Annotated in this window: 24 protein-coding genes; 18 read left to right on the top strand and 6 right to left on the bottom strand. The window is 69.0% G+C overall.

Annotation, left to right across the window (positions count from 1 at the left end; all coding sequences use genetic code 11):
- Nucleotides 1–66: 66 nt before the first annotated feature.
- The 4 genes from B141_RS0107450 to efeU all read right to left on the bottom strand — a co-directional run bounded on the left by B141_RS0107450 (nt 67) and on the right by efeU (nt 5,262).
- Nucleotides 67–2,043 carry a PPC domain-containing protein gene (locus B141_RS0107450; protein ID WP_020574528.1) on the bottom strand — a complete coding sequence of 659 codons (1,977 nt, stop codon included), beginning with the start codon at nt 2,041–2,043 and terminating at the stop codon, nt 67–69.
- Nucleotides 2,044–2,208: 165 nt separating this feature from the next.
- The gene (locus B141_RS0107445) at nt 2,209–2,802 is read right to left on the bottom strand and encodes a superoxide dismutase family protein (RefSeq protein ID WP_020574527.1); all 594 of its coding nucleotides are present in this window, start codon (nt 2,800–2,802) and stop codon (nt 2,209–2,211) included.
- 54 nt (nt 2,803–2,856) lie between these two features.
- Nucleotides 2,857–4,113 (bottom strand): HNH endonuclease signature motif containing protein, encoded by a 1,257-nt coding sequence (locus B141_RS0107440; RefSeq protein WP_474774982.1) that lies wholly within the window; start codon nt 4,111–4,113, stop codon nt 2,857–2,859.
- Nucleotides 4,114–4,395: 282 nt separating this feature from the next.
- On the bottom strand, nt 4,396–5,262 hold the full coding sequence (gene efeU / locus B141_RS0107435; RefSeq protein ID WP_020574525.1) for an iron uptake transporter permease EfeU: 867 nt from the start codon (nt 5,260–5,262) through the stop codon (nt 4,396–4,398).
- A 165-nt stretch (nt 5,263–5,427) separates the two neighbouring features.
- On the opposite strand from efeU, the gene B141_RS0107430 reads away from it, so the two are divergent.
- From B141_RS0107430 to B141_RS0107370, 12 genes are all read left to right on the top strand, one after another.
- Nucleotides 5,428–6,723 carry a deoxyguanosinetriphosphate triphosphohydrolase gene (locus tag B141_RS0107430; protein WP_020574524.1) on the top strand — a complete coding sequence of 432 codons (1,296 nt, stop codon included), beginning with the start codon at nt 5,428–5,430 and terminating at the stop codon, nt 6,721–6,723.
- Between the two features lie 33 nt (nt 6,724–6,756).
- Nucleotides 6,757–7,989 carry an NAD(P)/FAD-dependent oxidoreductase gene (locus B141_RS0107425; protein WP_020574523.1) on the top strand — a complete coding sequence of 411 codons (1,233 nt, stop codon included), beginning with the start codon at nt 6,757–6,759 and terminating at the stop codon, nt 7,987–7,989.
- Nucleotides 7,990–8,244: 255 nt separating this feature from the next.
- The gene (locus B141_RS0107415) at nt 8,245–9,117 is read left to right on the top strand and encodes an ABC transporter substrate-binding protein (protein WP_157180863.1); all 873 of its coding nucleotides are present in this window, start codon (nt 8,245–8,247) and stop codon (nt 9,115–9,117) included.
- Nucleotides 9,118–9,169: 52 nt separating this feature from the next.
- The gene (locus tag B141_RS0107410) at nt 9,170–9,883 is read left to right on the top strand and encodes an amino acid ABC transporter permease (RefSeq protein WP_020574520.1); all 714 of its coding nucleotides are present in this window, start codon (nt 9,170–9,172) and stop codon (nt 9,881–9,883) included.
- Nucleotides 9,883–10,635 (top strand): amino acid ABC transporter ATP-binding protein, encoded by a 753-nt coding sequence (locus B141_RS0107405; protein WP_020574519.1) that lies wholly within the window; start codon nt 9,883–9,885, stop codon nt 10,633–10,635. Before B141_RS0107410 ends, B141_RS0107405 begins: the two co-directional genes overlap by 1 nt.
- A 42-nt stretch (nt 10,636–10,677) precedes the next feature.
- A complete protein-coding gene (locus B141_RS0107400; RefSeq protein WP_020574518.1) occupies nt 10,678–11,397 on the top strand; it encodes a GntR family transcriptional regulator in 720 nt (239 codons plus the stop codon).
- A gap of 38 nt (nt 11,398–11,435) precedes the next feature.
- Nucleotides 11,436–12,635, top strand: coding sequence for a pyridoxal phosphate-dependent aminotransferase (locus B141_RS0107395; protein WP_020574517.1), 1,200 nt, complete (start codon nt 11,436–11,438; stop codon nt 12,633–12,635).
- Between the two features lies 1 nt (nt 12,636).
- Complete coding sequence (locus B141_RS0107390; protein ID WP_020574516.1) at nt 12,637–13,728, top strand: mandelate racemase/muconate lactonizing enzyme family protein; 1,092 nt, start codon at nt 12,637–12,639, stop codon at nt 13,726–13,728.
- Nucleotides 13,725–14,894 carry a M20 family metallopeptidase gene (locus B141_RS0107385; RefSeq protein ID WP_020574515.1) on the top strand — a complete coding sequence of 390 codons (1,170 nt, stop codon included), beginning with the start codon at nt 13,725–13,727 and terminating at the stop codon, nt 14,892–14,894. The genes B141_RS0107390 and B141_RS0107385 overlap by 4 nt, the downstream gene beginning before the upstream one ends.
- Nucleotides 14,882–15,724 (top strand): carbon-nitrogen hydrolase family protein, encoded by an 843-nt coding sequence (locus B141_RS39410; protein WP_020574514.1) that lies wholly within the window; start codon nt 14,882–14,884, stop codon nt 15,722–15,724. The genes B141_RS0107385 and B141_RS39410 overlap by 13 nt, the downstream gene beginning before the upstream one ends.
- Nucleotides 15,721–16,878 (top strand): M24 family metallopeptidase, encoded by a 1,158-nt coding sequence (locus B141_RS0107375; RefSeq protein ID WP_020574513.1) that lies wholly within the window; start codon nt 15,721–15,723, stop codon nt 16,876–16,878. Before B141_RS39410 ends, B141_RS0107375 begins: the two co-directional genes overlap by 4 nt.
- A complete protein-coding gene (locus B141_RS0107370) occupies nt 16,875–17,873 on the top strand; it encodes a homoserine dehydrogenase (RefSeq protein ID WP_026256995.1) in 999 nt (332 codons plus the stop codon). Before B141_RS0107375 ends, B141_RS0107370 begins: the two co-directional genes overlap by 4 nt.
- A 29-nt stretch (nt 17,874–17,902) precedes the next feature.
- On the opposite strand, the gene B141_RS0107365 is transcribed toward B141_RS0107370, so the two are convergent.
- A complete protein-coding gene (locus tag B141_RS0107365; RefSeq protein WP_020574511.1) occupies nt 17,903–18,217 on the bottom strand; it encodes an ABC transporter substrate-binding protein in 315 nt (104 codons plus the stop codon).
- Between the two features lie 284 nt (nt 18,218–18,501).
- On the opposite strand from B141_RS0107365, the gene dnaG reads away from it, so the two are divergent.
- From dnaG to B141_RS0107350, 3 genes are all read left to right on the top strand, one after another.
- A complete protein-coding gene (gene dnaG / locus B141_RS0107360; protein WP_020574510.1) occupies nt 18,502–20,415 on the top strand; it encodes a DNA primase in 1,914 nt (637 codons plus the stop codon).
- A 27-nt stretch (nt 20,416–20,442) separates the two neighbouring features.
- Complete coding sequence (gene xylB, locus B141_RS0107355) at nt 20,443–21,849, top strand: xylulokinase (protein ID WP_020574509.1); 1,407 nt, start codon at nt 20,443–20,445, stop codon at nt 21,847–21,849.
- Between the two features lie 122 nt (nt 21,850–21,971).
- Nucleotides 21,972–22,364, top strand: a complete 393-nt coding sequence (locus tag B141_RS0107350) for a hypothetical protein (RefSeq protein WP_020574508.1) — start codon at nt 21,972–21,974, stop codon at nt 22,362–22,364.
- 61 nt (nt 22,365–22,425) lie between these two features.
- Here B141_RS0107350 and B141_RS0107345 read toward each other — a convergent pair whose 3' ends face one another.
- Nucleotides 22,426–23,022 (bottom strand): DUF1203 domain-containing protein, encoded by a 597-nt coding sequence (locus B141_RS0107345; protein ID WP_157180862.1) that lies wholly within the window; start codon nt 23,020–23,022, stop codon nt 22,426–22,428.
- Nucleotides 23,023–23,127: 105 nt separating this feature from the next.
- On the opposite strand from B141_RS0107345, the gene B141_RS39405 reads away from it, so the two are divergent.
- From B141_RS39405 to B141_RS0107325, 3 genes are all read left to right on the top strand, one after another.
- Nucleotides 23,128–24,501: an ROK family protein gene (locus B141_RS39405; protein ID WP_020574505.1), complete on the top strand. Its 1,374-nt coding sequence runs from the start codon at nt 23,128–23,130 to the stop codon at nt 24,499–24,501.
- Nucleotides 24,498–25,667, top strand: a complete 1,170-nt coding sequence (gene xylA, locus B141_RS0107330) for a xylose isomerase (protein ID WP_020574504.1) — start codon at nt 24,498–24,500, stop codon at nt 25,665–25,667. The genes B141_RS39405 and xylA overlap by 4 nt, the downstream gene beginning before the upstream one ends.
- Nucleotides 25,668–25,754: 87 nt before the next feature.
- Complete coding sequence (locus B141_RS0107325) at nt 25,755–26,933, top strand: Gfo/Idh/MocA family protein (RefSeq protein WP_020574503.1); 1,179 nt, start codon at nt 25,755–25,757, stop codon at nt 26,931–26,933.
- The last annotated feature ends 9 nt before the right edge of the window (nt 26,934–26,942 follow it).

The raw sequence follows: 26,942 nt of genomic DNA, 5'->3' as shown, positions 1-26,942 counted from the left end.
CTGGGGTCCGGCCGCCGTGGTGAACAGCCTCAGATCAGGGCAGATTCGGTGTCAGGAGGATCGGCGTCAGGGCCGGGGAACGGTGAGCCCGCGGCCGCGGGTCAATGCGAATCCGGTCCGGTCGATGGTGTTCTCCAGGCCGGAGAATCCCTGAGTTGGTTCGAAGACGTCATGGGTGAAGGAGTTGTCGATGTCGTCCTCGGTGCCGCCGATCCGGTCGGGTCCAAGGCCGAACAGGTCGTAGATATGCCCGGTGTCCATCAGGTTGGTGACGCCGCTCAGGTCACTGGTGTGCCAGTTACCGAGGTAGTGCCCGGCCTCGTGGGACACGATGTTGCCGATCGCCTGACCGATGAACGCGATCCGGTCGCTCTTGTCAGTCATGTACGCGTTGAGTGACACGGGGTTGTCGGCCGGTGCGCTGAGGTTGTCGAGGAGAGCGAGTGCGGTCTCTTCCCGATTGAAGTTACCGGGGTCGATGGACTGCGCGATGCCGACGACAGGGATGATTCCCGCTTCTTCGGTGGTGCCGCCGACGATGACCCTGCTGGTGCCCGGCTGCCCGAACGTGTCAGGGTCGTCCTTGGAGTTGGTGATCCGGACGTCGACCCGCGGGTTCGAGCTCCGCTCGGCAATGTCGTCCACGAGGTTCTTACGTACGGTTTCAGTGATCGCGTCGATCACCGCGGGTTCGTCGGCGCGGCTGAGCCCCCAGTTGCCGAGGAACGCCCGGAGCGGGCTGAGGGTGCGGACGCCGGGCTTGGTGGCGGCGCCGGCGAAGATGTTGTTGTTGAACCGTGCGCCGTCGAAGTCAAGGAAGATGGTTTGGGACCTGGCCGTTCGTTCGCCACCGGGCCGATACACCTCGACGGTGGCGTCGTAGCGGCCCGCGCCGTCGCCCACCGCGACGTAGTGGGTGCCGGCGACCGCCGCCACATGGTCCACCGTCGCATTGCCGCCGCCGGGAAGTGGCGAACTTGCCGGGAAGAGGGCGCTCACGTCGAGGGTCGAACCCTGGACCAGTACGCCGTCCGGGTCGAAGACGCTGAGTTGCCGGGCAGCACCGGTCACGGTGCCGCCGAGGACGTCACCCGGCGCCAGGTCGACCGCGTAGATGTCGAGGTCGGCCTTCTGAACCGTGATCGTGATGTCGTAACCGCCTTCGGTGCCCACTCCCACACCGCTTCCGGAATCGAACGGATCGAGCGAGTAGGGCCACGGCGTCATGCTGCCCACGGAGAGGTAGTAGGTCCCGGTCTTGTCAACGGGGTACGACAGATGCGCCGGGCCGCCCGTACCGATCATGTCCTGCGCGGCGGTGATGAGCGTGCCGCGTTCGTCGTAGAGGCCCACCGCGGGGAGCAGCGCACTGCCCGAGGGATCAACGTCGATGGTGAGTGTCTTTCCGGCGACCGCGTCTACGCGGTAGAAGTCGAAGTCGCCGCTCTTGTCTCCGGCGGAGCCGTGTGGGCCGTCGCCGATCGTGCCGCTGGTGCGCACACTCGGAAGGTCAGCGGAAATCCCGGTCACCCGCGCCAGCGGGATCGCGCCATCATCCTCAGCACTTGGCGGGATGCTCGTGGTCTCCACGTGTTCCGGCGAGAGTGTGCCGAGGATCCGGGCACGCGGGTTGTCGCGCCGGCCCGTCCCGAACCCGTCGACCTGCTGCGCCGTCGTCAAGGTGTCGTTGCCGCCACGGGTGTCCGTGGGTTCGTCGTCCTCGACAAGGATCGGTTGACGGGCGTTGGCGGCCTTGCGTTGGCGTTCCATGAGGTCGGCCCGCTTGCCACTTTCGGCCTGGAGGATACGACGCCAACCGATGTAGTCGGCCTTGGACGGGTCAGGCAGCATCGCCAGATACGGATTCGCGCTCCGCGGTTGCTCGCCCGGCTTGGCGGCGGGAGCGGTTTGGAGCCCGAGTTCGGCGGCTCTGCGCTGCTCGGCGGGCCGCGGGTCGGTGCGCTCCGCACCGACAGCCGCTGTTGTTGGGATCAGCAGCATGGCGGCGCAGACCGCCGCACCGGTAATGACCTTGCGTCGCATCAAGTTCCCTTCCGAATGACTCCGGCGTGGGACGAGTGCGGGCGGCACCAGGTCGGTGCCGCCCGCACACGCTTCCCCGTCAGGTTTCGAGGCTAGGGGAGGATGTCGCCGTTCTTGTCGTCCCAGCGGTTGATCTTGTGTCGTACGACCGGATGAGTTGGACGTCTACTTGTGGCGGCCGTCCTGGTCGAAGGGAACGTTGATGCAGGCCAGTCGAGGGCCTGCTGTGCCTGCCTCGCCGTGTTCCCTACTGGTGTGGTGCTCGTGGATGACCACCGAGCCCGCGGTCTTCTTGCTGATGGGCCAGCGAACCGAACTCGCGGCGACGTCCGTGCCCTGCCCGTCGGTGGTGAGGTCGAGCCAGATTTCGTTGCTCGGGTTGGCGTACTTCGGGTCCGTTGACGGCTGGACCGGGTCTTCGCGCCACTGCACGTGCGGACCAGCCGCCGCCGGGTCGGCACCGCACGCGTTCACGTGCACGTGCGCGCCGTACTCGCGGTTGGGCGCAAGCCCCTTGACGGCCAGGATCGTGGTCGTTCCGAGCGGTGTCACCACGGCGACGACCGCGGCGCGGGCGCCGACGGGTGCGAGCGTGCTGTCGTACGTCAACGCGTCGGCTCCAGAATCCGCCGGTTGGAACGCGCCGCTGGCGAGGACGGGCCATCCGAGCAGGTCGGGGTTGACGGCCGGTCGCGCCGGGGCTGGCGCGAAGGCCAGGGTGGTTGCGCAGAGTGCTAGGAGGAGTACGAAACGTCTCATGTGCTCTGCCTAGCATGTGGTGGCACCCAGGTGGCGCAGGCTCGGCACGAGTCGTTAGAAGGGCGTGCCGGCTTCTTCTCTCGTGAGGCCTGCGTTCCATTGGCCCGTCCGGTTGGTGAGGTGGTCGGCGACGGTGCGGCGACCGGGTCCCTGTTGGTCGGGGCTTGCTTGTTGTGGGATTCGGCCGCCTGGTAGGGGTTCGGGGTCCACGTCGTAGGTGTGTCCGAGTGGGCTTTGTGCTCGCATGGTTCCTGGCTCTTGGCGGGTCCACCACCAGCCGCCTTCGTGTTTGGCGCGGTGGTGGCGCTTGCACAGCATCGTCAGGTTGCAGGCGCAGGTGGTTCCGCCGTTCCGGTGCTCGAACGTGTGGTCCGCCTCGCACTTCTCCGCCACGCGCTCGCAGCCGGGGTGGCGGCAGGTGCGGTCCCTCGCCTGCACAAATTCCCGCTGCTTCTTTGTAGGGCGGTAGGCGCTGCGGTTGTGGTAGACGACCTCCCCGTCGGCGGTGACGGTCCAGCAGTACTCGAAGCCTGCTTCGGCGGCTTTGATGATGTCGGCAATCACTTCGGGTGAGACGGGTCCGAAGTCCTTCAGGTCACCGGGCTCGTACCCGGCATCGCCAGCATCCTCGTCAGCCTGACCGCCGGCAGTGCCCTCATCCGTCTGGCCGGCCTGCGCGGCGGCTTTGAGCCAGGTGTCGAGTGGGGCGACGAGTTCGACCTTGACGGCCATGCCATTGGTGTCCAGATGCCGACCACATAGCAGGTCGAGGAAGACGTCGACTTCGATTTCGTCGAGGTAGCGGTCATCCCCGCCGGCCTTGAGATGCTCACTNATCTCCTTGATGAATGCCTTCGCTTGGGCGACTTTCTCCAGCGGTAGGTCGTGGCCGAAGATGCTGGCGACCCCGTTCACGCCGGCGCTGAACTTGATGCGGCGTTCGCGTTTGGCTGCCTTCCGGCGTTCCTCGGCACCCACCGGATCCAGCGCCACCACCTTCGCCTTCAGGCGGCGCTCAATCTGCTGACGAGTTAACCCCGGCGCTTTCGACAGGAGCCACTCCTCGGCCTGACGGGCAAGCTCGCCTGACAGGCAGCTGGTTTCGGAAGCGATCTCCCGCGCCTTGTTCACATCAATCAGACCCGCCTCCAACGCCGCCCGCGTACCAGGCAACCGGGCGGTCAGGTCAAGCGCCAAACACAGCTCACGATCAGCCGAACCCGGCGCCAACGTCAACGCCGCCCCGACCTCAACCGAAGCGAACTCGCTACAGGTATCAAGAAGCTCCGGCGGCGCGTCCTCACCACCCATCGGTGACCGCGCCACGTAGGACATCGCCTCATACATGCGGCATGACGCCCACGACACCTGACGCTGCCACGCCCGCATCACCACGACCCGCGCATAGCCATTCACAGCGTTCAAATCGATCGCCGCCAGCGTGGCGGCAAGCTCAGGACCGGGCGCGGCCTCAGCCAACGCCGACACATCAACAACCCCGTGATCGAACATGTGTGCGAGCCTATCACTCAAATGATCACCCCGCAGGGCCCCAGAAGCCCTTGTGGATAAGCTGATTCGTCTCTTGCTTGGTTAGGGGCGCCGCCCTGCCCGAGCCGAGGTCGCGGCAACGTCCGAGGTGGTGGGACGGGCGCGCCCGCCCGATGCGGGCCAGGCCACATAGAGCGCGAGCGGTACGAAGTAGAGGAGCCAGACCACGACCTCAATGAGCACGGGCTTGGCCCGCAGGCCGAGTACGCCGGTCAGCAGCGACTCGCGGACAGAGCCGGGGCGTACGAGCCAGCTGAGGTCGAGCACGCGAGCCTGGCCGAAGTCGAGCCAGCCCGCCTCGTGGGCGGCATGAGCGGCGCTCATCAGGAGTCCGGCTGCCACCAGCACCAGTACCAGGCCGGTGGCACGGAAGAACCTCGAGAGGTTGAGGTGTACCCCGCCGCGGTAGATGCCGTAGCCCAGAGCGAGGGCGACGAGCAGACCAAGGATCGCACCCACGCCCGCCAGCGCGGGGTCCTGGGCCTGCCGGAACACCGCGAGCAGGAAGACCACGGTCTCGACGCCTTCGCGAAGGACGGCGAGGACCGCCATCGCGACCAGGGCGAAGGCGGAGCCCTTGGCCAGCGCTCCGGACGCCACTCCCTCCAGATCCCGCCTGAGGTCGCGCGCGTGCCGGCGCATCCAGATGACCATGTAGGTCACCATGCCGACGGCGACCAGGCTGATGATCGCCTCCAGGCCGTCCTGGGCCGGCTTGTCGAGTTCGGCCGAGAGGATCACGAGGCCGCTGGCGATCGCGGTGCACGCCAGTACGGCGACGAACACGCCGAGCCAGACGTACCGCAATGCGTCGCCGCGCCCGCGCTGGCGTAGGAATGCCGCGACGATCCCGACGATCAGCGCCGCTTCCAGTGCCTCGCGGAGGCCGATGACGAACGTCGCGAGCACCGCGCTCCGCCTCCTCCCGGACGGCCCGGCGAGGGGGAGATCATTTGGTTAGGCTTGCCTATCTAACCCCGGCCTCACTGTACTCCGGAGGAGGCGGCGCGCCGGCCGTCTCGCGGAGACGGCCGTACGTGACGGGCCGGGCCAGCGCGGCTAAGGTCATCGGCGATGACGGTACGTGGAAATACCCATCGGGAGGACACCGGCTACACCCCGCCCGACGTCGAGCGCTGGGTCGCCGAGCCCCCGAAGAGTGCCGGTCGCACGCCGTTCGCCCGCGACCGCGCGCGGGTCCTGCATTCAGCGGCACTGCGGCGGCTCGCGGCGAAGACGCAGGTCATCGGGCCCGGCACCGACGACTTCGTCCGTACCCGCCTCACCCACACCCTCGAGGTGGCGCAGGTCGGTCGCGAACTCGGTCAGGCCCTCGGCTGTGATCCCGACGTCGTCGACACGGCCTGTCTCGCGCACGACCTCGGGCATCCGCCGTTCGGTCACAACGGCGAGGCCGCACTCGATGAGGTGTCGAGGCAGATCGGCGGGTTCGAGGGGAATGCCCAGACCCTGCGGCTGCTCACCCGGCTGGAGGCCAAGAGCTTCGTGCCCACGGCGGCCGCGGACCTCGGTGCCCGCGAGCCTGGTCGTAGCGCCGGTCTCAACCTGACCCGCGCCACTCTGGACGCGGCGACGAAGTATCCCTGGCGGCGCGCCGACCGGCCGGCCGAGGCGGGGCAGAAGTTCGGCGTGTACGACGACGACCAGGAGGTGTTCGCCTGGCTCCGCGCGGGGGTCGCACCCGACCGCCGGTGCGTGGAGGCGCAGGTCATGGACTTCGCCGACGACGTGGCGTACTCCGTCCATGATGTCGAGGACGGCGTGGTGTCGGGCCGCCTCCCGCTGGTCCGCCTCGCCGACGCGGCCGAACGCCGGACCGTCTGGGAGGTCGTCCGCGACTGGTATGTCCCGGGCAGCGAGGATGCCGAACTGGACGCGGCCTATGACCGGTTGCGGAACTTCGGGTACTGGCCGGAGTCTGACTACGACGGCCATCGGCGTTCCCTTGCCGTGCTGAAGGACCTGACGAGCCAGCTCATCGGCCGGTTCTGTACGGCGGCGGAGCAGGCGACGCACGCCGCGTACGGCGGTGGAAGGTTGACCCGTTACCGCGCCGACCTCGTGGTCCCGCGGGAGACCAGGCTGGAGATCGCTGTCCTCAAGGGAATCGCGGCGAGGTACGTCATGCGGTCCACCGAACGCCTCGCCCTCCTCGAGCGGCAGCGGGAGATCATCCAGGGGCTGGTCGCGACCCTCCGCCTGTGCGCGCCGCGCGGCCTGGATCCGGCATTCCGCGCCGACTTCGCGGTGGCGGGCGACGACGCGGCGCGGCTACGTGTGATCGTCGACCAGGTGGCGTCGCTCACCGACGCCTCGGCTGTCGCGTTGCATGGTTCGCTCACGGGGTAGGTTGCCCAGAAACCGATCATCTGGAGGTGTGCAGTGCCCACCGCTCCCACGTTCGTGATCGTTGGCGCCAGTCTTGCCGGGGCCCGAGCCGCCGAAGCCCTGCGTGCCGAGGGATTCGACGGCCGGATCGTGTTGGTCGGTGAGGAGAGCGAACGGCCGTACGAACGTCCGCCGCTGTCCAAGGGGGTGCTGCTCGGCAACGACGAGCCGTCCGTGGCGTACGTCCATCCCCAGGAGTGGTACGCCGAGCATGCGGTCGAGCTGCGGCTCGGTGTGCGTGCGCAGCGGCTCGATGCGGGCGGGCACGAGGTGGAGCTGGCCGACGGCGACGTGCTCCCTTACGACAAGCTGCTCTTGACAACGGGTTCGTCCGTACGCCGGCTCCGCGTTCCTGGTGGCGACCTCGATGGTGTGCTGTATCTGCGGACGATGGCGGATTCGCTTCGCCTGAAGGAGTCTTTTGCGGCGGGCGCCCGGGTGGTCGTGGTGGGCGCCGGGTGGATCGGCCTGGAGGCGGCGGCCGCTGCCCGCACGCACGGCGCCGACGTGGTGGTGGTCGAGCCGCACCCGACGCCGCTGCATGCCGTGCTCGGGCCGGAGATGGGCAACGTCTTCGCGGACCTGCACCGTGACCACGGCGTGGAGTTCCGGTTCGGCCAGGGCGTCGCGGAATTCCGTGGTGCTGAAGGATCGGTGCGCGCCGTCGTGACCGAGGACGGCACTGAGCTCCCCGCGGACGTCGTGGTCGTCGGGATCGGGATCCAGCCCAACACCGAGCTCGCGGAGGCCGCCGGGCTCGCGGTTGACAACGGCGTCTTGACAGACTCCTCCCTCCAGACCTCCAACCCCGACGTGTTCGCCGCCGGTGACGTGGCCCGGTGGCAGTCGCCGCTGTACGGCCGCCAGATCCGGGTGGAGCACTGGGCGAACGCGCAGGACGGTGGTACGGCCGCCGGGCGTTCCCTGCTGGGTGGAGGCGGTGCCTATGACGCGGTGCCGTTCTTCTTCACCGATCAGTACGACCTGGGCATGGAGTTCGGCGGGGACCTGGGGTCGGGGTATGACGACGTGGTGGTTCGCGGAGAGGCGAAGGCGCGGGAGTTCGTGGCGTTCTGGCTTCGTCAAGGCCGCGTTGTCGCGGGCATGAACGTCAACGTGTGGGACGTCCAGGACGACGTCCAGGCACTCATCCGATCCGGCCGCCCGGTCGATGCCAGGAAGCTGGCCGACGGATCCACCGGCCTGGATTCTGTGTATGCCGGCTGAGAAGCCGCGGGACTTCGTTTTTCACTTTCCAACTCGGTAAGCCCGCTCCCCTTCTTATGCGGCAGTCCTCGCGGTGAGCGGTGTGGAGGCCGGTCGGTCGTGACGCCGACCGGCCTCTGACTCGTTGTGATCCGGCACCTCCCGTCCGGTGAACTTTCGGCTCAACTCTTGACCCGCGATCAGCTGACCCTTCATGATTCCTGGATTACGGGATGCGGGGATCCAGAACGCTCTGACCTGCGAAAACGAGGAAACATGGTTGTAACTCGAAGGTTGAGGCGCACGATCGCGGCGCTCGGAACGCTCACCGTCATCGGCGCGCTCGCCGCCTGCGGAGGTGCGGACGGGGCAACTGGTGGATCCACCTCCAAGGCAGAGGTCGCGCCACCCACGCAGCTGGTCGAGAGCGGCACCCTGACCTACGGCACGGCCGCATCCTTCCCGCCATTCGAGTTCAAGGGCAGCTCCGGCCAGCCCGACGGTTTCGACATCGAGATGATCCAGAAACTCGGTGCGTCCATGGGGTTGAACTCCAAGCCGCTCGACATCGACTTCGACGGCCTCATCCCCGCCCTGCAGGGTAGGCGCATCGACGTCATCAACTCGGCGATGTACATCAAGCCCGAGCGGGAGAAGGTCGTCGACTTCGTTCCCTACATGGTGATCGGTGAGTCGCTGCTGGTTCCCAAGGGCAACCCGAAGAAGATCGCGAAGGTGCCCGATGACCTGTCCGGCAAGACGGTGGCCGTGACCCGCGGCGCCATCGGCGAGCAGTACATGAACGAGTTCAACAAGCAGCTCAAGGCGGCCGGCAAGCCGGCGATGAACATCCTGGCGCTGCCGACGAACCAGGACGCGCTGCTGGCGGTCAAGTCGGGCCGGGCTGACACGTTCGACACCTCGACGCCGGGAGCGGCGTACACCATCACCCAGGAGAAGGGTTCGCTTGAGGTCGCGGCGACGTTCGACCTCGGCACCAAGATCGGCATCGCGGTGCGAAAAGGCGACACCGAGACGGCCAAGGCGGTCAAGGCGGCGCTCGACAAGTTCGTCGCGAGCGGGGAGTACGGCAAGTTGCTGGAGAAGTATCACCTGCCGCCCGAGGTCAACTACTTCAAGAAGGGCTGACCGCTCCACAGTGGAGCCGAGCACGTCACGCGTCTGACGACGGGAGTCTTCTGTGTCGTTCCTCGACTACGTGTTCTCCGCGACCTTCTTCCAGTCAGCGGGAATCACCCTTGCCCTGACCGTGGTCTCCATGGTTCTGGGTATCGTCGGCGGCCTGCTGCTCGGACTGGTCAAGACCAGTTCGGTCGCGCCGGCACGATGGCTGGCCAACGGTTACATCTGGCTGTTTCGAGGAACGCCGGTCCTGCTCCAGCTGATCTTCGTCTTCAACGTGTTACCGGGTTGGGGCCTGCGGTTCTCGCCGTTCACCTGTGCGGTGATCGCGTTGAGCATGAACGAAGCGGCCTACATGGCGGAGATCATCCGGGCGGGCTTGCTGTCGGTCGACCGCGGACAGCGCACCGCCGCGCACATGTTGGGTTTGTCCGAACGCCAGATCCTGCGCTGGGTGGTGCTGCCGCAGGCGGCGCGGGTGATCCTGCCGCCGACCGGTAACCAGTTCATCGGCATGCTCAAGACCTCGGCGCTGGCCTCCGTGGTGGCGGTCCAGGACCTACTGCTGTCGGCCCAGCGGATCGCCGCGGCGAACTTCGACTATGTCAACACGTTGGTCGCCGCGGCGATCCACTATCTCGTACTCACCACGCTGTTCACCCTTGCTGTCAACGCGGTCGAACGCCGACTTGATGTGACGAGACGTGCCTCGGCTCGCCGCAAGGGGCCCTTGACACCGCCCGTGATGCCCGCGACGACGGGAGGCAACTGATGACGATGACCACCTCGCCAACGCTGCTGCGGGCTGACGGGATCACCCGCAGCTACCACGGAGCGGCCGTGGTCAAGGACGTGACGCTTGGCATCCGCGAGGGTGAGTCCGTGGTGATCCTTGGGCCCTCGGGTGCGGGGAAGTCCACGATGCTGCGCTGTCTCGCCGGCCTGGAGCCGGTGCAGACGGGTGAGATCTCCTTCCGTGGCACGCGGTTCGCTGCCGCGGGGGAGCAGCCCAAACCTCTGCGCGGCGAGATCGGCATGGTGTTCCAGCAGTTCAACCTCTTCCCCCACATGACGGCGCTGGAGAACGTCACGCTCGCACCCAGACGGGTACGCGGTATCCCCGCCGCACAGGCCGAGGCCGAGGCGCGTGACCTACTCGTGAAGGTCGGCCTGGCCGAGAAGGTTGACCACTACCCGTTCGAGCTCTCCGGTGGCCAGCAGCAGCGGGTGGCGATCGCGCGAGCGTTGGCGATGCGACCGGCGGTGATGTTGTTCGACGAACCCACGAGCGCACTGGACCCGGAGTTCACCAGGGAGGTTCTCGAAGTGATGCGGGCGCTGGCCGCCGAGGGCATGACGATCGTGGTGGTGACACACGAGATGGGCTTCGCGCGGCGCTCGGCCGACCGGGTGGTGTTCATGGACGCGGGCCAGATCATCGAGGAGGGGCCGACGGAGGAGACGTTCGACCGGCCTCGTCACGCGCGTACGCAACACTTCCTCGCGCAGATCCTCGCGCACTGACCCGTGCCACGCCTGACCGAGACGTCCTGAAACGGAGCTCCCATGCCGCTACCTCCTTCCGCGCCCGCGCAGCTACCCATGTCGTGGCGCAAGCAGGACTGGGCCTACCTGCGTCTTCGGGAATGGATCCTCGCTGGCCGGCTGGCGCCCCAGCAGACCCTCGACCAGGAGGGCCTGGCCACTGAACTCGGGATCAGTCGGGTCCCGCTGCGGCAGGCGTTGGTACGGCTCGCGGCCGAAGGGCTGGTGGTCGATCGGCCGCACCAACGGTGGATGATCACGCCGGTCTCCCTCGCCGACGCCCGGGATGTGTACGCCGGGCGCGAGGCGATGGAGGTGCTGCTCGGGGGTGCCGCGGTCGAAGCCGTGACAGACAAGGATCTCGACGAGCTCGTCGAGATCGTCGAGGAGCAGCGGTGGGTGACCGAACGCGGGGACCTCGCAAGGTTCGCCCTTCTCGACCGGCAGTTCCACAGCGCGATCTACGGACTCGCCCAGATGCCGCATTCACTTGAGGTCCTTGAACGCCTGCGGACCCTCAGCGACCGCTACATCGCGATGTACCTCTCGGATCTTGACCGGGCCACGACGTCCCTTCGCGAGCACGCGGCGATGATCGACGCCCTTCGCGCCCGCGACGCCGACCGGATGCGCGCGGTGACCCGCGACCACGTTCGTGGCGGGATCACAGCCCTCAACCGCCTGCTTCCAGAACTCCAAGGCCGGACCGAAGACCAGAAACGACCAGATCCATCCGCATGACCGCAGTACATCGAGAGGTGAGAACGATAGAAACGCACGTGCCCGCGTCGATCGACCGGCTGGCGCTACCCGAACTCCGTGAGGTGTTGGGAATGTCGCTGCGGGAGGCCGAACGCGAACTGGAGAACGCGCCTGGGCGCACGCCGCTGCTGGACGTGACCTATGCCGACACGCACCGGTTCCCCGCACCTGACTGGGCGCTCCCGAGCTTCACAGCGGCAGCGGGCGGCGGCGGGATGACGTACACGCCCTATCGCGGTGACCGCGCGGTGCGTGAGACCGTCGCGGCCAACGTCGAGCGGGAGTTCGGGCTGCCGAGCACCGGAGACGCCGACGTCATCCTGACGCCCGGCACCCAGGGTGCGTTGTTCATCGCGCTGGCCGCGATCCTCTCACCGGGCGATGTTGTCGTCCTTCCCGATCCCGACTACCTCTCGACCGAGCGGATGCTGCGGTATTTCGGGGCCGAGGTCCTGCGGGTTCCCATGGTGGTTCCGGACGAGGGACGCCCCACCCTGGACTGGTCGGCGTTCGAGAAAGCGTGCGAACGCAAGCCGCGGTTGATGGTCTTCAGCCATCCCAACAACCCGACCGGCGCGATCTACGACCAGGAGACCATCGAGCGGATCGCGCGGGCCGCGCAGGATCACGACATTCTCGTGCTAGCCGACCAGTTGTACTGCCGTCTGGTCTACGACGGCGAGGAGTTCCACCATCTCGCGGCGGTGCCCGGGATGGCCGGACGCACGGTCACGCTGCTGGGCCCGTCCAAGACCGAGTCTCTTTCGGGTTATCGCCTCGGCGTCGCGGTCGGGCCGAGGGAGATTGTCGACCGGATGGAGGACGTCCAGTCCGTGACGGCTCTGCGGGCACCCGCGTACGCCCAGCATCTGTTGACGCACTGGTTGGCCGACGATGGGGAGTTCCTGCGGAATCGCCTGAAGGAGTACCAATCCCTGCGCGACATGACGGTCGAGGCGATCAACGCCTCGCGGGTGATGCGGGTCCGTCCCGCGTGGGGGACGGCGTACGTCTTCCCCGAGGTCCTTGTCGACACCAGCGATCAGCGGATCGCGCTGGCGTTGAAGAAGGACGCGGGCATTGTCGTCAACCCGGGCTACCAGTTCGGGCCGTCGGGCCTTGGGCATATGCGGCTGTGCTTCGCGCAGGACGAGTCTGTCTGGGCGCCGGCTCTCGACCGGCTGCTCGAGGTCGTGGGGCATTTTGAAATCCGCTGAGGTGGCACGGTCGAGCGAGGTGGCGGCCTTCAGCGTCCACCGGATCGCCCTCCCGTTGCGGGTTTCACTGCGTCATGCCCGGGTTGACGCCCACCACCTGGATGAGGTGTTCGTCAACGTGCGCTTGCGCGACGGTGGGAGCGGATGGGCCGAGATCCGGGGCAACGGCGCGTACGCGACCGGCGAGACAGCCGATGACGTCCTCGCCGCGTACGCCGAACTCGCAGCGGAGCTTGGCCCACCGGCGATCCTGCCCAGGCTGCTGAAGCGTTCAAGGCTTGCCGCGATGGGCTTCGATCTCGCCTGCCGCGACGCCGCCGCCCGGCAGGCCGGTGTCTCCTTCGCCCAGCATCTTGGCCACCGTGGTCAGGTCCCGATCGTCGACGCGATGCCCACCCACGCGCAGATTGGCTTTGGTACGCCGGAGGAAGCCGCGGCCAGGGCGGCTGCCGCGGTAGCCGAGGGGTTCGCCCGGATCAAGGTGCGGGTCGGTCACCCGCAAGCGGGCGTTGACGCCGACCGGCTGGCGGCGGTACGCGCGGCCGCCGGCCCGCGGACGGTGTTGCTCGCGGACGCCAACGGGGCCTGGGATGTCGAGCGGGCGCTGGCCGCCCTGCCCTGGTTGGTATCGGCCGACGTCGCCTGGATCGAACAGCCGACACCGGCCGGTGACGACGACGCGATGGCGCGGGTACGCGCGGCGGGGAAGGTCCCGGTGTACGCGGACGAGAGCGCGGGGGACGCCAGCTCGGTACGGCGCCTGGCCGCGGCCGGCGCGGTCAACGGCGTACACCTCAAGCTGGAGAAGTGCGGGACGGTCGACGAGCTATTCCGGGCAGTCGAGGTGGCGCGCGAGCTCGGTCTTGGCGTGGCGCTCGGCCAGATGGACTGCGGCCGGCTCGGCTGTGCGGCGACCACGCAGCTGGCGGTCGCCCTCGACGTCGAGATGGCGGAGCTGTGGGGATGCGCCAACGTCGCCGAGGACGTCGCCGGGCCGTTGGAGCTGCGCGCCGGTGCCGTCGTGGTGCCACGGGGGGTTGGCCTCGGTGTCAACGTGAACCTGACAGACGAAACCCTCGTGAGGATGCGATGACTTCTGCCCAGATCCCCGATGTGGTGGGGCTCCTCTGTGATCTGGTGGCACTCGACACGACCAATCCAGCCGGCAACGAGGCCGGTGCCGCCGGACTTCTGGCGGACGTCCTGCGCCAGGGCGGCTTCGATGTCGAGCTCGACGAGGTGGCGCCAGGGCGCCCGAACCTCATTGCCCGGGCGGAGTTTGGCTCCGGCGGGCCGACCGTGATGCTGAACTCGCACCTGGACGTCGTTCCGGCCGGGCCGGGTTGGACGTCGCCGCCGTTCGAACCCACGCAACGGGACGGTCGGCTCTACGGGCGGGGTGCGGCCGACGCCAAGGGGAGTCTGGCGGCGATGGCAGTCGCCGCCCTCGGACTGCTCGAGGAAGCGGCCGGGCTCTCCGGCACTCTCGTCTACACGGCTGTGGTCGATGAGGAGGTCGGGAGCACCGGCGCGCGGCGGCTGCTGACCGACCACCGGCCGGACGCGGCGATCGTCGGGGAGCCCACCGGTGGCCGGCTTTTCACCGCACACAAGGGATCGGTGCGTCCGGTCATCGAGGTGACGGGTGTCGCCGCGCACGCTGCGACACCGCACAACGGCGTGAACGCGATCGTGCACGCCGCCCAGCTTGTGGAGCTGATCACCGACTACGCCGGTGTGCTCGCCGGGCGGAGCCACCCCCTGGTCGGAGCGCCGACGGTCACGCCGGTCCTGGTCGAGGGTGGAGAGGCGCCAAACGCGGTGCCTGAACGCTGCCGCCTCACGCTCGACCGGCGGCTGGTGCCGGGCGAAACGGACCGGGACGCTCTCGTGGAGGTCGAGCAGATCCTCGAGCGGTTCAACGCCGAGCACGCGCCGGCGCAGGCCCGGATCTCCGCATGTGCTCCCAGCACCGGCGGGCCGTCGGAGACCCCGGCGGACCATCCGTTCGTGGTGGCCTGTCAACTCGGCCTTGCGGGCGCGGGCCTGTCACCAGAGCTTGGCGGGCTGGTCGTCAACTGCGACATGACACATTTTCGTGCGGCGGGGATTCCCTGCCTGGTGGTCGGTCCCGGCGAACTCGAGGTCATGCACGCGGTCGACGAGTCGGTGGCACTCGACGACCTTCGATGCGGAGTACGTGGATATGAGGCGATCCTGCGCGAACTCCTGCGCCACGAGGGGGCATGGTGGAGGTGACGCCCCCGCCATCGATCCTCCTGGCGGTCGGGCAGGCGCCGAGCGTGCCAGGCGACGTCGCCGTGAACGCCGAGAAGGCGGCGGAGCTGGTGATCGGGGCTGGCCGGGCCGGCGCCCGCCTCCTGGTCCTGCCGGAACTCTTCCTGTGCGGGTACGACCTGGCGGGACTCGCGGCCCAACCCGACAGGTATGCCGTCGACCTCAGCGGGCCTCTGCTCGCGGCTTTGGGACAGGCCTGCCGGCAGGCGGGGACCGCTCTCCTGGTCGGCGCAGCCGTACGCCGGAATGGCGGGTTGTCCAACGCGGCGGTGGTGTTCGACGGCGCGGGTATGCGGATCGCGACCTATCACAAGGCGCACCTGTGGGAAGGGGAACGGGACGTCTTCGTGCCCGGGGGCGGGTTGCTCCGGCTCGAGATCGGCGGGATCGTTCTCGGCGTCGGGATCTGTTATGACGAAGGGTTTCCGGAGTTCGTCCGCGCGTACGCGACCGCCGATCCTCCAGTGGACGTGATGGTGTTCGCCTCGGCGTTCTGTCACGGCGACCAGGAGAGCCGTTACGACATCTACCACCCGGCGCGCGCCGTCGAGAACGGCGTCTATGTGGCGGTCGCGAACGCCGTCGGCGAGATCGACGGGCTGGACTTCTTCGGGCGCAGCGCTGTCTATGACCCACGCGGCTCCCTACTGGCCGAGGTCGCGCCCGAGCAGGGGATCGCCGTCGTCGCCATCGAATCCGCGCGCGTCCACACCGTCCGCCGTGACCTTACCTACCTGCGGGATCGGCGTACCGATCTGAAACACCAGCGAGTCGAGAGGTTGTCCCCATGAGTCCAGCGTTCCCGGCCGAGGAGTTCGGGTCCCGGGTTGACCGACTGCAAGCGGTCCTGCGTCAAGAAGGTGTTGACGTTGCCGTTGTGCACACCCCGGAGAACGTCTGCTATCTGAGTGGCCATGCGACGCCCGGCTATTACACCTACCAGTGCCTGGTGGTCCCGGCAACGGGAGAGCCGGCGGTCCTCACCCGGGAAACCGAAACGGTCAACGCCCGGGCCACGACCCATCTGCAGCAGATCCACGGCTACCCGGATGCCCTAGACCCGCTCGGGGCGACGGTCGATCTGGTGCGGGAGTTGGTTCCAGACGCCCGGATCGTGGGCCTGGAGGAGAACTCCTGGTTCCTTCCTCCGGTCGCGCACGCGCGGTTGGCGGCGCAGCTCGGCGGCGTCAAGCACGACAAGCCGTTCGCGCTCGACGGGGTGCTGGCGGAGCTGCGAGTCCTCAAGTCTGACACGGAGATCGCGAAGATCCGTGCGGCGGCCACGGTGACGAACGCCGGGATGCTGGCAGCGGTGGAGGCGGTTCAGGTCGGTGCCCGGGAACGGGACATCGCGGCGGCAGCTTTCGCCGGACTTGTGTCGTACGGGTCGGAGTACTTCGGTATGGAACCCTTCGTCGCGTCCGGTCCACGGTCAGGGACCATCCACGCCAGCTGGACCGATCGCGTGGTCGCGCGAGACGAGCCGGTCCTCCTGGAAATGGCCGCCAGCCGGGATCGGTACCACGCGCCGCTCATGCACACCGTGTGGCACGGCCGTCTGACGGGTGACCTGGCTCGGATGGCGGAGGCCTGCGCGGCCGCCAGGCAGGCGACGGTTGAGATGGTGCGTCCGGGCGCCACGCCGGCGCAGGCGCACGAGACCTGCCGCCGGGTCATCGGCGACCACGGGATGCTTCACACCTACCGAAAGCGCAGCGGATATTCGGTAGGAATCGCGTTCGCGCCCGACTGGGGTGAGGGTCACCTGCTGTCGTTGAAGGAGACCGAACACCGGGAGTTCCAGCCCCGCATGGTTGTCCATGTCGTGCCGACCCTTCGGCTGGAAGGTGTCGGTGGGATCGGATTCTCCGCCACGGTCCTCGTCACCGAGCAGGGCAATGAGATCTTGACAACGTGCCCGGTGGGACCTGTGCTGGGTTCGTGAGCGTTCTCGATGTCCCGATCGTGCTGGTCGGGTACGGCCCTGTCGGTCAGGCGTACGTCCGGCTGGTGCGTGGCCGTTCGGATGCCCTTGAGCAGCGGTACGCCTACCGCCTCCGCATCGCGGCTGTGACGGGCCGCAGCACGCAATGCCAGCTTGCGGGCCCAAACGTTCCGCCGCGGTCGGAGTGGGGCCCGCGGGTCCCACTGGCGCGGCTCATCGTGGCGACCGGCGCGCGGGTCGTCGTTCAGGCGTACCCATCCGATCCCGGGTTCGCCGCCGTGGCGGCAGAGGAGGCGCTCACGGCCTGGCGGCTCGGCGCGCACGTGGTCACGGCGACCAAGTGTCACGTCCTCGCGCATTGGCGCCGGCTCCGCCGCGCCAGCGCGGACGCGGGGCTCGGCTTCGGGGTCTCGGCCACCACTGGCGCCGCCCTGCCCGCCGCCGACGTCGCGCGACATGCCTTGCTGGGCTACGACATCCGCGCCGTACGTGCCTGCCTGAACGGCACGAGCACCTACGTGGTGGACCGGATGGGCGACGGCGCGAGCCTCGCCGAGGCGGTCGCGGACGCCCGTCAACGCGGCATTGCGGAGGCCGATACCGCCGCGGACCTGTCAGGAGCGGACGCCGCTGGGAAGGTACGCATCCTCGCCGGCCTGCTGTGGGACTGGGACGTCTCGACGCTCGACACCGACCTCGCCCCGATCACCGCGGCGACCGCCGAGGAAGCGGTCGCCGCACGCCGTGCCGGCACCCGGCTGCGGGCCGTCGCCGTCGCGTCCGTCGACCGGCCCGGTCTGGTGAGCGTCCAGCTGGAGCGGCTGGGGGAGACCGATCCGCTCGCCGCGATCGCCGGCCCGGAGAAGGCGGTGTCGTACGACTGCGGCGAGATCGGTGTGGTGACCGTGAGCGGTGGTGCGTCCAGCCCGCTCGGCGCCGCGACCGCCCTGCTGAAGGACACGCTGACCTGCGCGACGGACCCAGCTGTAGCGTGAGCGCCCCCGCCGCGCGCGACCCAAGCGGATCAGAGGACGGTCAGATCGGTGGCGGCGAAGTGGCACGCCACCGGGTGGCCGTTACCCCGATCGGTCAGGGCCGCCTGGTTGAGCAGGTCGGGGTTCGACTGCGGTTCGATGATGTTGACCAAGCCGTTCTGCAGAGCCTGGACCTGCTCGTCCTGGGCGATGAACCGGATGACCACGGTCTGCACGGCGGGCGGGTCGCCCCAGTACTTCTCGTTGGCGGTCAACGTGATCGACTGGCCGGCGTCCCACTTGCTCAGCTTGTAGGGCTCGGAGGAGGGGATCAGTGACGCGTCAGGCAGACTGCCCGGCTCCATGATCCAGCCCTCGTTGTAGAAGTCCGCTGCCTCCTCCTTGGTGAGGTGATTGCCAACCGGAAGGAAATTGATTTGGCAAAGATGATCACTGTGAATTTCGTTCTGGCAAACCGTTCACCGACAGCTGTTATCGACCTGAGACCGTCAGGCGGTCATTCGTCATCACGTTGAAACCGGGACGGCCGGTTCGGGTCTTCGGGTGAAGCTTTGGTCTCGGCGGCCTGGGACCCGACCGCCGCCGGCCGCCGCCAGCCGCCGGTGCCGTCGGTCGTAGACTCGCCGGCATGGCTGGCCGGATCCGCGACGACGACATCGCGCTGGTCCGCGAACGCACGCGGATCGACGAGGTGATCTCGCAGTACGTCACGTTGCGGCCGGCCGGCGCGGGGTCACTCAAGGGTCTCTGCCCGTTCCACGACGAGAAGTCGCCGTCCTTCAACGTCCGCCCCCAGATTGGTTACGCCCACTGCTTCGGCTGCGGCGTCGGCGGCGACGCGATCTGGTTCATCCAGGAGATCGAGGGGCTGTCGTTCGTCGAGGCGATGGAACGCCTGGCCGCCCGGGCGGGTATCCAGCTCCGCTACGCCGACGGCGCCGCGCCCGACCGCCGGCAGCCGGGCACTCGCGCCCGCCTGATCGAGGCCCACAAGGCGGCCGCGGAGTTCTACGCCGAGCAGCTCCACACCTCACCCGACGCCGGGCAGGGACGGTCGTTCCTCGCCGAGCGCGGCTTCGACCGGGAGGCGGCCGAGCAGTTCGGCGTGGGGTTCGCGCCGCGCGGGCCGCTCGCGCTGCTCAGTCACCTGCGCGCTCGGGGATTCTCCGACGAGGAGCTGAACACCGCCGGTCTGGTCGCCAGCGGCGCCCGCGGACACTATGACCGCTTCCGTGGCCGGCTCGTGTGGCCGATCCGCGAGCTGTCCGGTGATGTGGTGGGCTTCGGTGCGCGGCGGTTGTTTGAGGACGACCGGATCGAGGCGAAGTACCTCAACACGCCAGAGACCCCGATCTACCACAAGAGCCAGCTGTTGTACGGCGTCGACCTGGCCCGCCGCGAGATCGCCCGGCGCTCGCAGGCGGTGGTCGTCGAGGGGTACACCGACGTGATGGCCTGCCACCTGGCGGGAGTGCCGACAGCCGTGGCGACCTGCGGTACGGCGTTCGGTGAAGACCATGCGCGGGTCCTCCGCCGGCTGCTCCTCGACCACGAGCAGTTCCGCGGCGAGGTGATCTTCACCTTCGACGGCGACGAGGCGGGGCAGCGCGCGGCGATGCGGGCGTTCGAGGGCGACCAGCAGTTCGTCTCCCAGACCTACGTCGCGGTGGAGCAGTCCGGCCTCGACCCGTGTGACCTGCGCCTGAAGCACGGAGACGCCGCGGTGCGCGATCTCGTCGCCCGCCGGGTCCCCCTCTACCGCTTCGTTCTCGGCAACATCCTCACCCGCTACGACCTCGACCGGGCTGACGGGCGGGTCGACGCGTTGCGGGCGACCGCGCCGCTGGTGGGCTCGGTCCGCGACAAGGCGAAGGTTGGTGCGTACGCCCGCGAGCTCGCCGGCATGCTCGGCATGGAGATCGAGGAGGTCCGCGCGGAGGTACGCCGGGCCATGAACGCGTCCGCCAATGGCGGTGCGGGTCAACCCGGACGCGGGTCCGCACCGGTCCGCGCCGCGGAGGTTTCGCAGCCCGCCCGGGTCCCGGCGACGCCGCTGCCCGATCCGGCCGACCCGCGCCTTTGGGTGGAGCGGGAGTTGTTCAAGCTCGTCATCCAGTCGCCGACCCTCGTCGGGCCGGAGTTCGACGCTCTCGACGACGACGACTTCACCCATCCGGCGTACGCCGCGCTCCGCCAGTCAGTGGCGGCGGCCGGCGGCGCGGGCACCTCGGCCGGGGGAGACGCGTGGGTCTCCGCGGTGGGTGACCGGACGCCCGACGACGGCCTTCGCAGCCTGGTCACGGCGCTGGCCGTCGAGCCGCTCCGGGCGGCCGGAGGGCCGGATGCCCGCTATGCCGACTCGCTGCTCGCGCGGGTGCGGGAGCTCTCGGTGTCGCGCCTGATCGCCGATGTGAAGTCCCGCCTGCAGCGCACGAATCCCGTCGACCAGACCGACGCCTACAACAAGATGTTTGGCGAGCTGGTCGCGCTCGAACAGCATCGCCGCGCCCTGCGCGAGCGCGCGGTGGGCGGTCTGGCCTAAGCCTCCCGACGACACTAGGTTTTCCTTATGCCCAAGGTCGCCGGGATCGATTCGTCCACGCAGTCCTGCAAGGTCGTCGTCTGTGACGCTGACTCCGGCGAGGTGCTCGCCGAGCGGTCAGCGCCGCACCCCGATGGCACCGAGTGCCCGCCCGAGGCGTGGTGGTCGGCGTTCCAGGAAGCTGGCGACGGACTGCTCGACGAGGCGGCGGCGATCGGCGTCGCCGGGCAGCAGCACGGCATGGTGACGGTCGATGAGGCCGGCGAGGTCGTACGTCCGGCGCTGCTGTGGAACGACACCCGATCGGCCGGCGCCGCGGCCCGGCTGACCGAGCGGCTCGGCGGCCCGAAGGCGTGGGCGGAGGCGGTCGGCAGCGTCCCCGTCGCGAGCATGACCGTGACGAAGCTGGCCTGGCTGGCCGAACACGAGCCCTCCAATGCCGACCGGGTGGCCCAGGTCATGCTCCCGCACGACTACCTCACCTGGATGTTGTGTGGTCGGCCGGAGCGAGCCGTCACCGACCGTGGCGACGCCTCCGGCACGTCGTACTGGTCGCCGGCCACCGGCGACTACCGCACCGACCTGCTGGAGTTGGCGTTCGGACGTACGCCGGTCCTGCCACGGGTGCTCGGCCCTTCCGAGCCGGCGGGTGCGGTGGCTCCTGGCAGCGTCGCGCCGGCGGGAGCGCTGGTCTCGGCCGGCACCGGCGACAACATGGGCGCGGCTCTCGGGCTTGGTGTCCAGGCCGGCGACGTGGTGGTCTCGCTCGGCACCAGCGGCACGGTGTTCGCGGCTCATGACAAGCCGACGGCCGACCCGACCGGGATTGTCGCGGGCTTCGCCGACGCGACCGGTCGCTTCCTTCCGCTGGTGTGCACGCTCAACGCCGCGCGCGTTCTCACCGCGACCGCCGCGATGCTGGGCGTCGACGTGGCCGGGTTCAACGAGCTGGCACTGACCGCGCGGCCCGGTGCCGGCGGGCTCGTCCTCCTGCCGTACCTCGACGGCGAACGCACGCCCAACCTGCCCGATGCGGCCGGCTCCCTGCACAACCTCCGCCGGGACGCGATGACCCCCGCCAACCTCGCCCGGGCGGCGGTCGAAGGGATGCTGTGTGGACTCGCCGACGGGCTCGACGCGCTGCGCGACCACGGCGTGGTGGTACGCCGGGTGCTGTTGATCGGAGGTGCGGCCCGGTCGCCGGTGGTGCAGGCCGTCGCGCCGACGGTGTTCGGCGTACCCGTCACGGTCCCGGCACCCGCCGAGTACGTCGCTTTGGGTGCGGCCCGGCAGGCCGCCTGGGCGCTGGCGGGCGGTGCCGAACCACCACGGTGGGACCAGGGTGCGGCGGTCGTACGCGACGACGTCGACACCGAGGCGGGTGAGCGGATCCGCTCGGCGTACGCCGAGGCGCGCGGGTCCCTACACGGCTGAGGCGGCGGGCGAGCGCAGCGCGGGCTCGCGTCATTGGTGTTACCCAACCGCTGTCCGCTCCCGACGGACTCCACGATTGGCCGAGTGGCCGAATGGGGAGGGTGCTCGTCGGGGGAGGCGAGATGGCGATGGAACCAACCGAGTCAAACGCACGCCGGCGGCTGGTCGTGACCCAGCGGCTACGGGAGCGACGGCGGGGCCTCGGCCTTACCCAGAAGCAGGTGGTCACCCGCCTGGCACGGCTGGGTGTCATGACCACCAACAAGGCACTGAGCAGCCTGGAGCACGGCGCCGGTATCGATGTCGCGAAGCTTCCGGAACTCGCCAGCGCGCTCGAGTGCACGGTCACCTATCTCCTCGGGCTGACCTCCGATCCGCGGCGGTGGGAGCCAGACGCCCCGGTCGTCGCCGCTCGGCCACGGCCGCGGCCTCGCGACCCGCTGGCTCCGCAACGTCCACGCGTGGTGACCGCGGGCCGGGACGGCTGGCGCCCACTGGCTCGCCCTCCGGCGTGAGGGGGACAAGGTCCCCTTGGCGCCACACGGCGGTGCGGCGACCAGGAGTTTTGAAGAGGGCTCAGGCGCGGCGGATCTCGAAGGCGAAGCAGCCGGGTCCGACGCACCGGGAGTGGACGAACGCGACCCCGGGCTCGCGCAGGAGGTCCGCCGCGATCGCCAACCGATCCTCGTCCGGTTGGGTGAGGACGCCGTCGAGGATCTCACCGTCCGGCGCGTACGCGCGCAGCACCTGAGGGGCTTCCCGCCAGGCCGACGGGAAGCCGCCGTCCTCGACGTAGCCTTCGCATTCCTCGGCGTGGACGAAGATCGGCCCGACCTCGTTGTAGGGCGCGGTCCGGTCGGTGAACGCCGCGTGGTGGACCGGCGCGTAGGAGATGAGGACGACCCGCTCGTCGGGCGTGGTACGTCGCAGGCAGCAGCGCACCGGTCGGCCGGGCGCGCCCGGGACCACAGTCCAGGGGATACCGAAGTCGTCGTACCCCTGCTCACGGAGGCGGCGCAGCGTCGCGGCGGGAACCGGCACGATGCGCAGGTCTGGGCGGGTGGTCCCGGGGGCGCCGGTCATGGAGCTGCTCGCGGTCATGGAGGTGCCGGTCGTCATGGAGCTGCCGGTCGTTAGGGAGGTGCTGGTGGTCGTGGAGGTGCTCGTGGTCATGCGCCCACGATGCTCGCCCGGCCGCCGGAACGCTGGCGGGAATCGGTCCTTGCCTTGACCGCCCGGACCGACCGCCCCTAATTTGTTCGGGACCTGAACGAATAGGTGCCTGGACAGATCAAGGACCATCAGCGTGCGGGCGACTCGGTGAGGGGTGCGACGACGCACCTGGCGGGCAGAGCGGATCAGGCCGCCGTCCGCCGCACGAACCTGGCTCTGGTGCTCCGCGCCCTTCGCGGCGGCCCGCGCACCAGGCCGCAACTCGCCGTCGACACCCGGCTGACCAAGGCCACCGTGTCGAGCCTCGTCGCCGAACTCGCCGAACGCGGGCTCGCCCGGACTCACCAGGCCACCTCGCAGGGAGTCGTCGGGCGACCAGGCCAGCGGGTCGAGCTGGTGGGAGAACGCGTCCTCGCCCTCGGCCTGGAGCTGAACGTCGACTATCTCGCGGCCGTCGGTCTCGACCTCGGAGGTGTCCAGCGGGCGACCGTGCGGACGTCGTTCGATGTGGCCGGCCGTGGCATCGACGAGGTGGTCGACCGCGCTGGCACCGTTCTCCGCGAGGTCGCGCGAAAAGCGCTCGCGTCTGACCAGACCGTCCTCGCCGGTGTCGGGGTGGCCGCGCCAGGCCTGGTTGACGTCGGGCGCGGTGTCGTACGGGTGGCGCCCAACCTGCACTGGAACGACGTACCCCTGCGCGACCTGATCTCGACCCGGCTGGCCCGCACGTTCGCGTTCGCCGGCCACCACCTCGAGCCCGCCGCGGTCGCGGTCGACAACGAGGCCAACCTCGCGACGTTCGCGGAGTTCAGCGCCGGCTCGGACGCAGACGACCGCGACCTCGTCTACCTCACCGGTGGCGTCGGAGTCGGTGGCGGCATCGTCGTGGACGGCCGGGTGGTCCGGGGGAGTGCGGGGTTCGCCGGTGAGGTCGGGCACCTCGCGATCGACCCCGAGGGCGAGGTCTGCGGCTGCGGGCGGCGCGGTTGCTGGGAGACCCTGTGCGGCCTCGGGGCTCTCCTCCACCTGGCGGGAGCGCCCGACGATCCCATTCATGACCACGAACGTGACCTCGACGAACGCCTCGACCTGCTCCGGGACCGCGCCCGGGCCGGTGACAAGCGCACCTTGCGGGCGTTCGACCAGATCGGCCGCGCGCTGGGGTTCGGAGCCTCGATGCTCATCAACCTCGCGAATCCCCGGCTGCTCGTCCTCGGTGGCTACTTCGCCCGCCTGGGGGAGTTCCTCCTGCCCGCGGTCGAGGCGGAGCTCGCCGCCCGCGTCGTCGCACCCGAACTCGGCGGCGCGCGGGTGGAGCTGTCCCGGCTCGGCCTGTGGGCCGCCGCGACCGGTGCCGCCTACGCCGCCCTGCAACCGCTCCTTGACGATCCCACCCGCGTCCCGGCGACCAGCGCCGCGACCGTCCCCGCGAGCAGCGTCTCGCGGGTAACGAAAACCCCACGGAAGGAGACCGGATGACCGACTACACACCGACCCGCGAGGACAAGTTCTCGTTCGGGTTGTGGACCGTTGGCTGGCAGGGCGTCGACGTGTTTGGTACGGCGGTCCGCGAGCCGCTCGAACCCGCGCACGCCGTGCACAAGCTGTCCGAGCTCGGCGCCTACGGCGTGACATTCCACGACAACGACCTCTTTCCGTTCGAGGCCACGGCGTTGGAGCGGACCGAGCACATCGCGGCATTCCGCAAGGCCCTGGACGACACCGGCCTGATCGTCCCGATGGCGACGACGAACCTCTTCGGGCACCCGATCTTCAAGGACGGTGCTTTCACCGCCAACGACCGCGCGGTCCGCAGGTTCGCGATCCGCAAGGTGATGGACAACCTCGACCTGGCCGCCGAACTCGGCGCGAAGACCTACGTCTGCTGGGGCGGCCGGGAAGGTGCGGAGTCCGGGGCGGCCAAGGACGTGCGGGCCGCGCTCGACCGGATGAAGGAGGCGTTCGACGTCCTCGCGTCGTACGTCCTCGACCAGGGGTACGACATCAGGTTCGCGGTGGAGCCGAAGCCGAACGAGCCGCGTGGTGACATCCTGCTGCCGACGATCGGGCACGCCCTGGCGTTCATCAACGAACTGGAGCACCCCGAACTCGTCGGCCTCAACCCCGAGGTGGGGCACGAGGAGATGGCCGGGGTCAACTTCGCGCACGGCATCGCCCAGGCGCTGTGGCACGGCAAACTCTTCCACGTGGACCTGAACGGTCAGACCGGACCGCGGTTCGACCAGGACCTGCGCTTTGGTGCGGGCAACCTGCGCGGGGCGTTCTGGGCAGTCGACACACTGGAGTCCGGCGGCTACGACGGGCCACGGCACTTCGACTTCAAGCCGCCGCGGACCGAGGACATGGCGGGCGTCTGGGAGTCGGCGCGCGGCTGCATGCGCAACTACCTCATCCTGCGGGCGAAGGCGAAGGCGTTCCGTGCCGACCCGGAGGTGCGGGAGGCGCTGGCGACCTCCAAGCTGGACGAGCTCGCACGGCCGACATTGGCCGCGGGCGAGACCTACGCGACCCTTCGCGAAGAGGATTGGGACGACGCGAGGATTGAGGCCCTGGCCAGTCGCGGGATGGCCTTCGAGCGGCTTGACCAGCTGGCCATGGACTATTTGCTTGGAGTGGCTCGATGAGAAGTCGAACACGACCATGAGCTGGGCGTTCGGTAGTGCTGGGGATCGACAGTGCTGGGCGTTCGTTAAAGGAGACGAGGAGTACGCATGACAAGCAAGCCAACGCTCGGCGTGGGCATGGTGGGGTACGCCTTCATGGGCCAGGCGCACTCGCAGGCCTGGCGTACCGTGAACTCCGCCTTCGACCTGCCGTACGCGGTCGACATGGCGGCGATCTGCGGGCGTAGCGAAGACAAGGTCCGGGCGGCCGCCGAGAAGTTCGGCTGGCGGTCGTACGAAACCGACTGGCGCACGCTGGTCGAGCGCGACGACATCGGGCTGGTCGACGTCTGCAGCCCGGGCGGCAACCACGCTGAGGTGGCGATCGCCGCCCTCGCCGCCGGCAAGCACGTGCTCTGTGAGAAGCCGCTCGCCAACACCGTCGAGGAAGCCCGCGAGATGGTGAAGGCGGCCGACGCCGCCGCCAGTAACGGCGTCCGGTCGATGGTGGGGTTCAACTACCGCCGGGTGCCGGCCGCCGCGTTCGCCCGCAAGCTCGTCCTTGGCGGCAAGCTTGGGGCGATCCGCCACATTCGTGCGGTCTACCTCCAAGACTGGATCGTTGACCCGGAATTCCCGTTGGTGTGGCGGCTGAAGAAGGACGAGGCCGGCTCGGGTGCGCTCGGTGACATCGCGTCGCACATTGTCGACCTCACGCAGTTCATCACCGGGCAAACCGTCACCGGGGTGAGCGGCCTGACCGAGACGTTCATCAAGGAACGCCCGCTGGTGGCGTCCACGGAAGGGCTGCGTGGCACGGGTTCGAGCGAGCGGGGGCAAGTCACCGTTGACGACGCGGCGCTCTTCCTCGCCCGGCTGTCGGGCGGTGCGGTGGCGACGTACGAAGCGAGCAGGTTCGCGACCGGGCGCAAGAACGGCCTGCGGATCGAGCTGAACGGCGAGAAGGGCTCCCTGGTCTTCGACCTCGAACGCCTCAACGAGCTCGAGCTCTTCCTCGCCGACGACGACACCACGACGCAGGGGTTCCGGCGGGTCCTGGTCACCGAGGCCGAGCACCCGTACATGTCGGCGTGGTGGCCGGCCGGGCACATCATCGGCTGGGAGCACAGCTTCACCCACGAGGCGTACGACCTGGTGACCGCGATCGGCGAGGGAACCAACCCGGCGCCGACGTTCGCCGACGGCCTGCAGGTGCAACTCGTGCTTGACGCGGTGGAGCGTAGTGCCGAGGCTGGCTCCGGCTGGGTGAGCATCGACGCCGTATGAGTGACCCAA

The organism is Actinopolymorpha alba DSM 45243 (assembly GCF_000373925.1).
Classification (GTDB): domain Bacteria; phylum Actinomycetota; class Actinomycetes; order Propionibacteriales; family Actinopolymorphaceae; genus Actinopolymorpha; species Actinopolymorpha alba.
Note: the sequence above shows the minus strand (reverse complement) of the source record. Positions and strands in the feature narration are given on the sequence as shown.

What these genes read in the sequence shown, in the direction of transcription:
- B141_RS0107400 (WP_020574518.1), top strand. Translation starts at nt 10,678, where the DNA reads ATGCCGCTACCTCCTTCCGCGCCCGCGCAGCTACCCATGTCGTGGCGC.
- B141_RS0107385 (WP_020574515.1), top strand. Translation starts at nt 13,725, where the DNA reads ATGACTTCTGCCCAGATCCCCGATGTGGTGGGGCTCCTCTGTGATCTG.
- B141_RS0107375 (WP_020574513.1), top strand. Translation starts at nt 15,721, where the DNA reads ATGAGTCCAGCGTTCCCGGCCGAGGAGTTCGGGTCCCGGGTTGACCGA.
- B141_RS0107415 (WP_157180863.1), top strand. Translation starts at nt 8,245, where the DNA reads ATGGTTGTAACTCGAAGGTTGAGGCGCACGATCGCGGCGCTCGGAACG.
- B141_RS0107365 (WP_020574511.1), bottom strand. Translation starts at nt 18,217, where the DNA reads ATGGAGCCGGGCAGTCTGCCTGACGCGTCACTGATCCCCTCCTCCGAG.
- B141_RS0107450 (WP_020574528.1), bottom strand. Translation starts at nt 2,043, where the DNA reads ATGCGACGCAAGGTCATTACCGGTGCGGCGGTCTGCGCCGCCATGCTG.
- B141_RS0107350 (WP_020574508.1), top strand. Translation starts at nt 21,972, where the DNA reads ATGGCGATGGAACCAACCGAGTCAAACGCACGCCGGCGGCTGGTCGTG.
- B141_RS0107345 (WP_157180862.1), bottom strand. Translation starts at nt 23,022, where the DNA reads ATGACCACGAGCACCTCCACGACCACCAGCACCTCCCTAACGACCGGC.
- B141_RS0107445 (WP_020574527.1), bottom strand. Translation starts at nt 2,802, where the DNA reads ATGAGACGTTTCGTACTCCTCCTAGCACTCTGCGCAACCACCCTGGCC.
- B141_RS0107325 (WP_020574503.1), top strand. Translation starts at nt 25,755, where the DNA reads ATGACAAGCAAGCCAACGCTCGGCGTGGGCATGGTGGGGTACGCCTTC.
- xylB (WP_020574509.1), top strand. Translation starts at nt 20,443, where the DNA reads ATGCCCAAGGTCGCCGGGATCGATTCGTCCACGCAGTCCTGCAAGGTC.
- xylA (WP_020574504.1), top strand. Translation starts at nt 24,498, where the DNA reads ATGACCGACTACACACCGACCCGCGAGGACAAGTTCTCGTTCGGGTTG.
- B141_RS39410 (WP_020574514.1), top strand. Translation starts at nt 14,882, where the DNA reads ATGGTGGAGGTGACGCCCCCGCCATCGATCCTCCTGGCGGTCGGGCAG.
- dnaG (WP_020574510.1), top strand. Translation starts at nt 18,502, where the DNA reads ATGGCTGGCCGGATCCGCGACGACGACATCGCGCTGGTCCGCGAACGC.
- B141_RS0107430 (WP_020574524.1), top strand. Translation starts at nt 5,428, where the DNA reads ATGACGGTACGTGGAAATACCCATCGGGAGGACACCGGCTACACCCCG.
- B141_RS0107405 (WP_020574519.1), top strand. Translation starts at nt 9,883, where the DNA reads ATGACGATGACCACCTCGCCAACGCTGCTGCGGGCTGACGGGATCACC.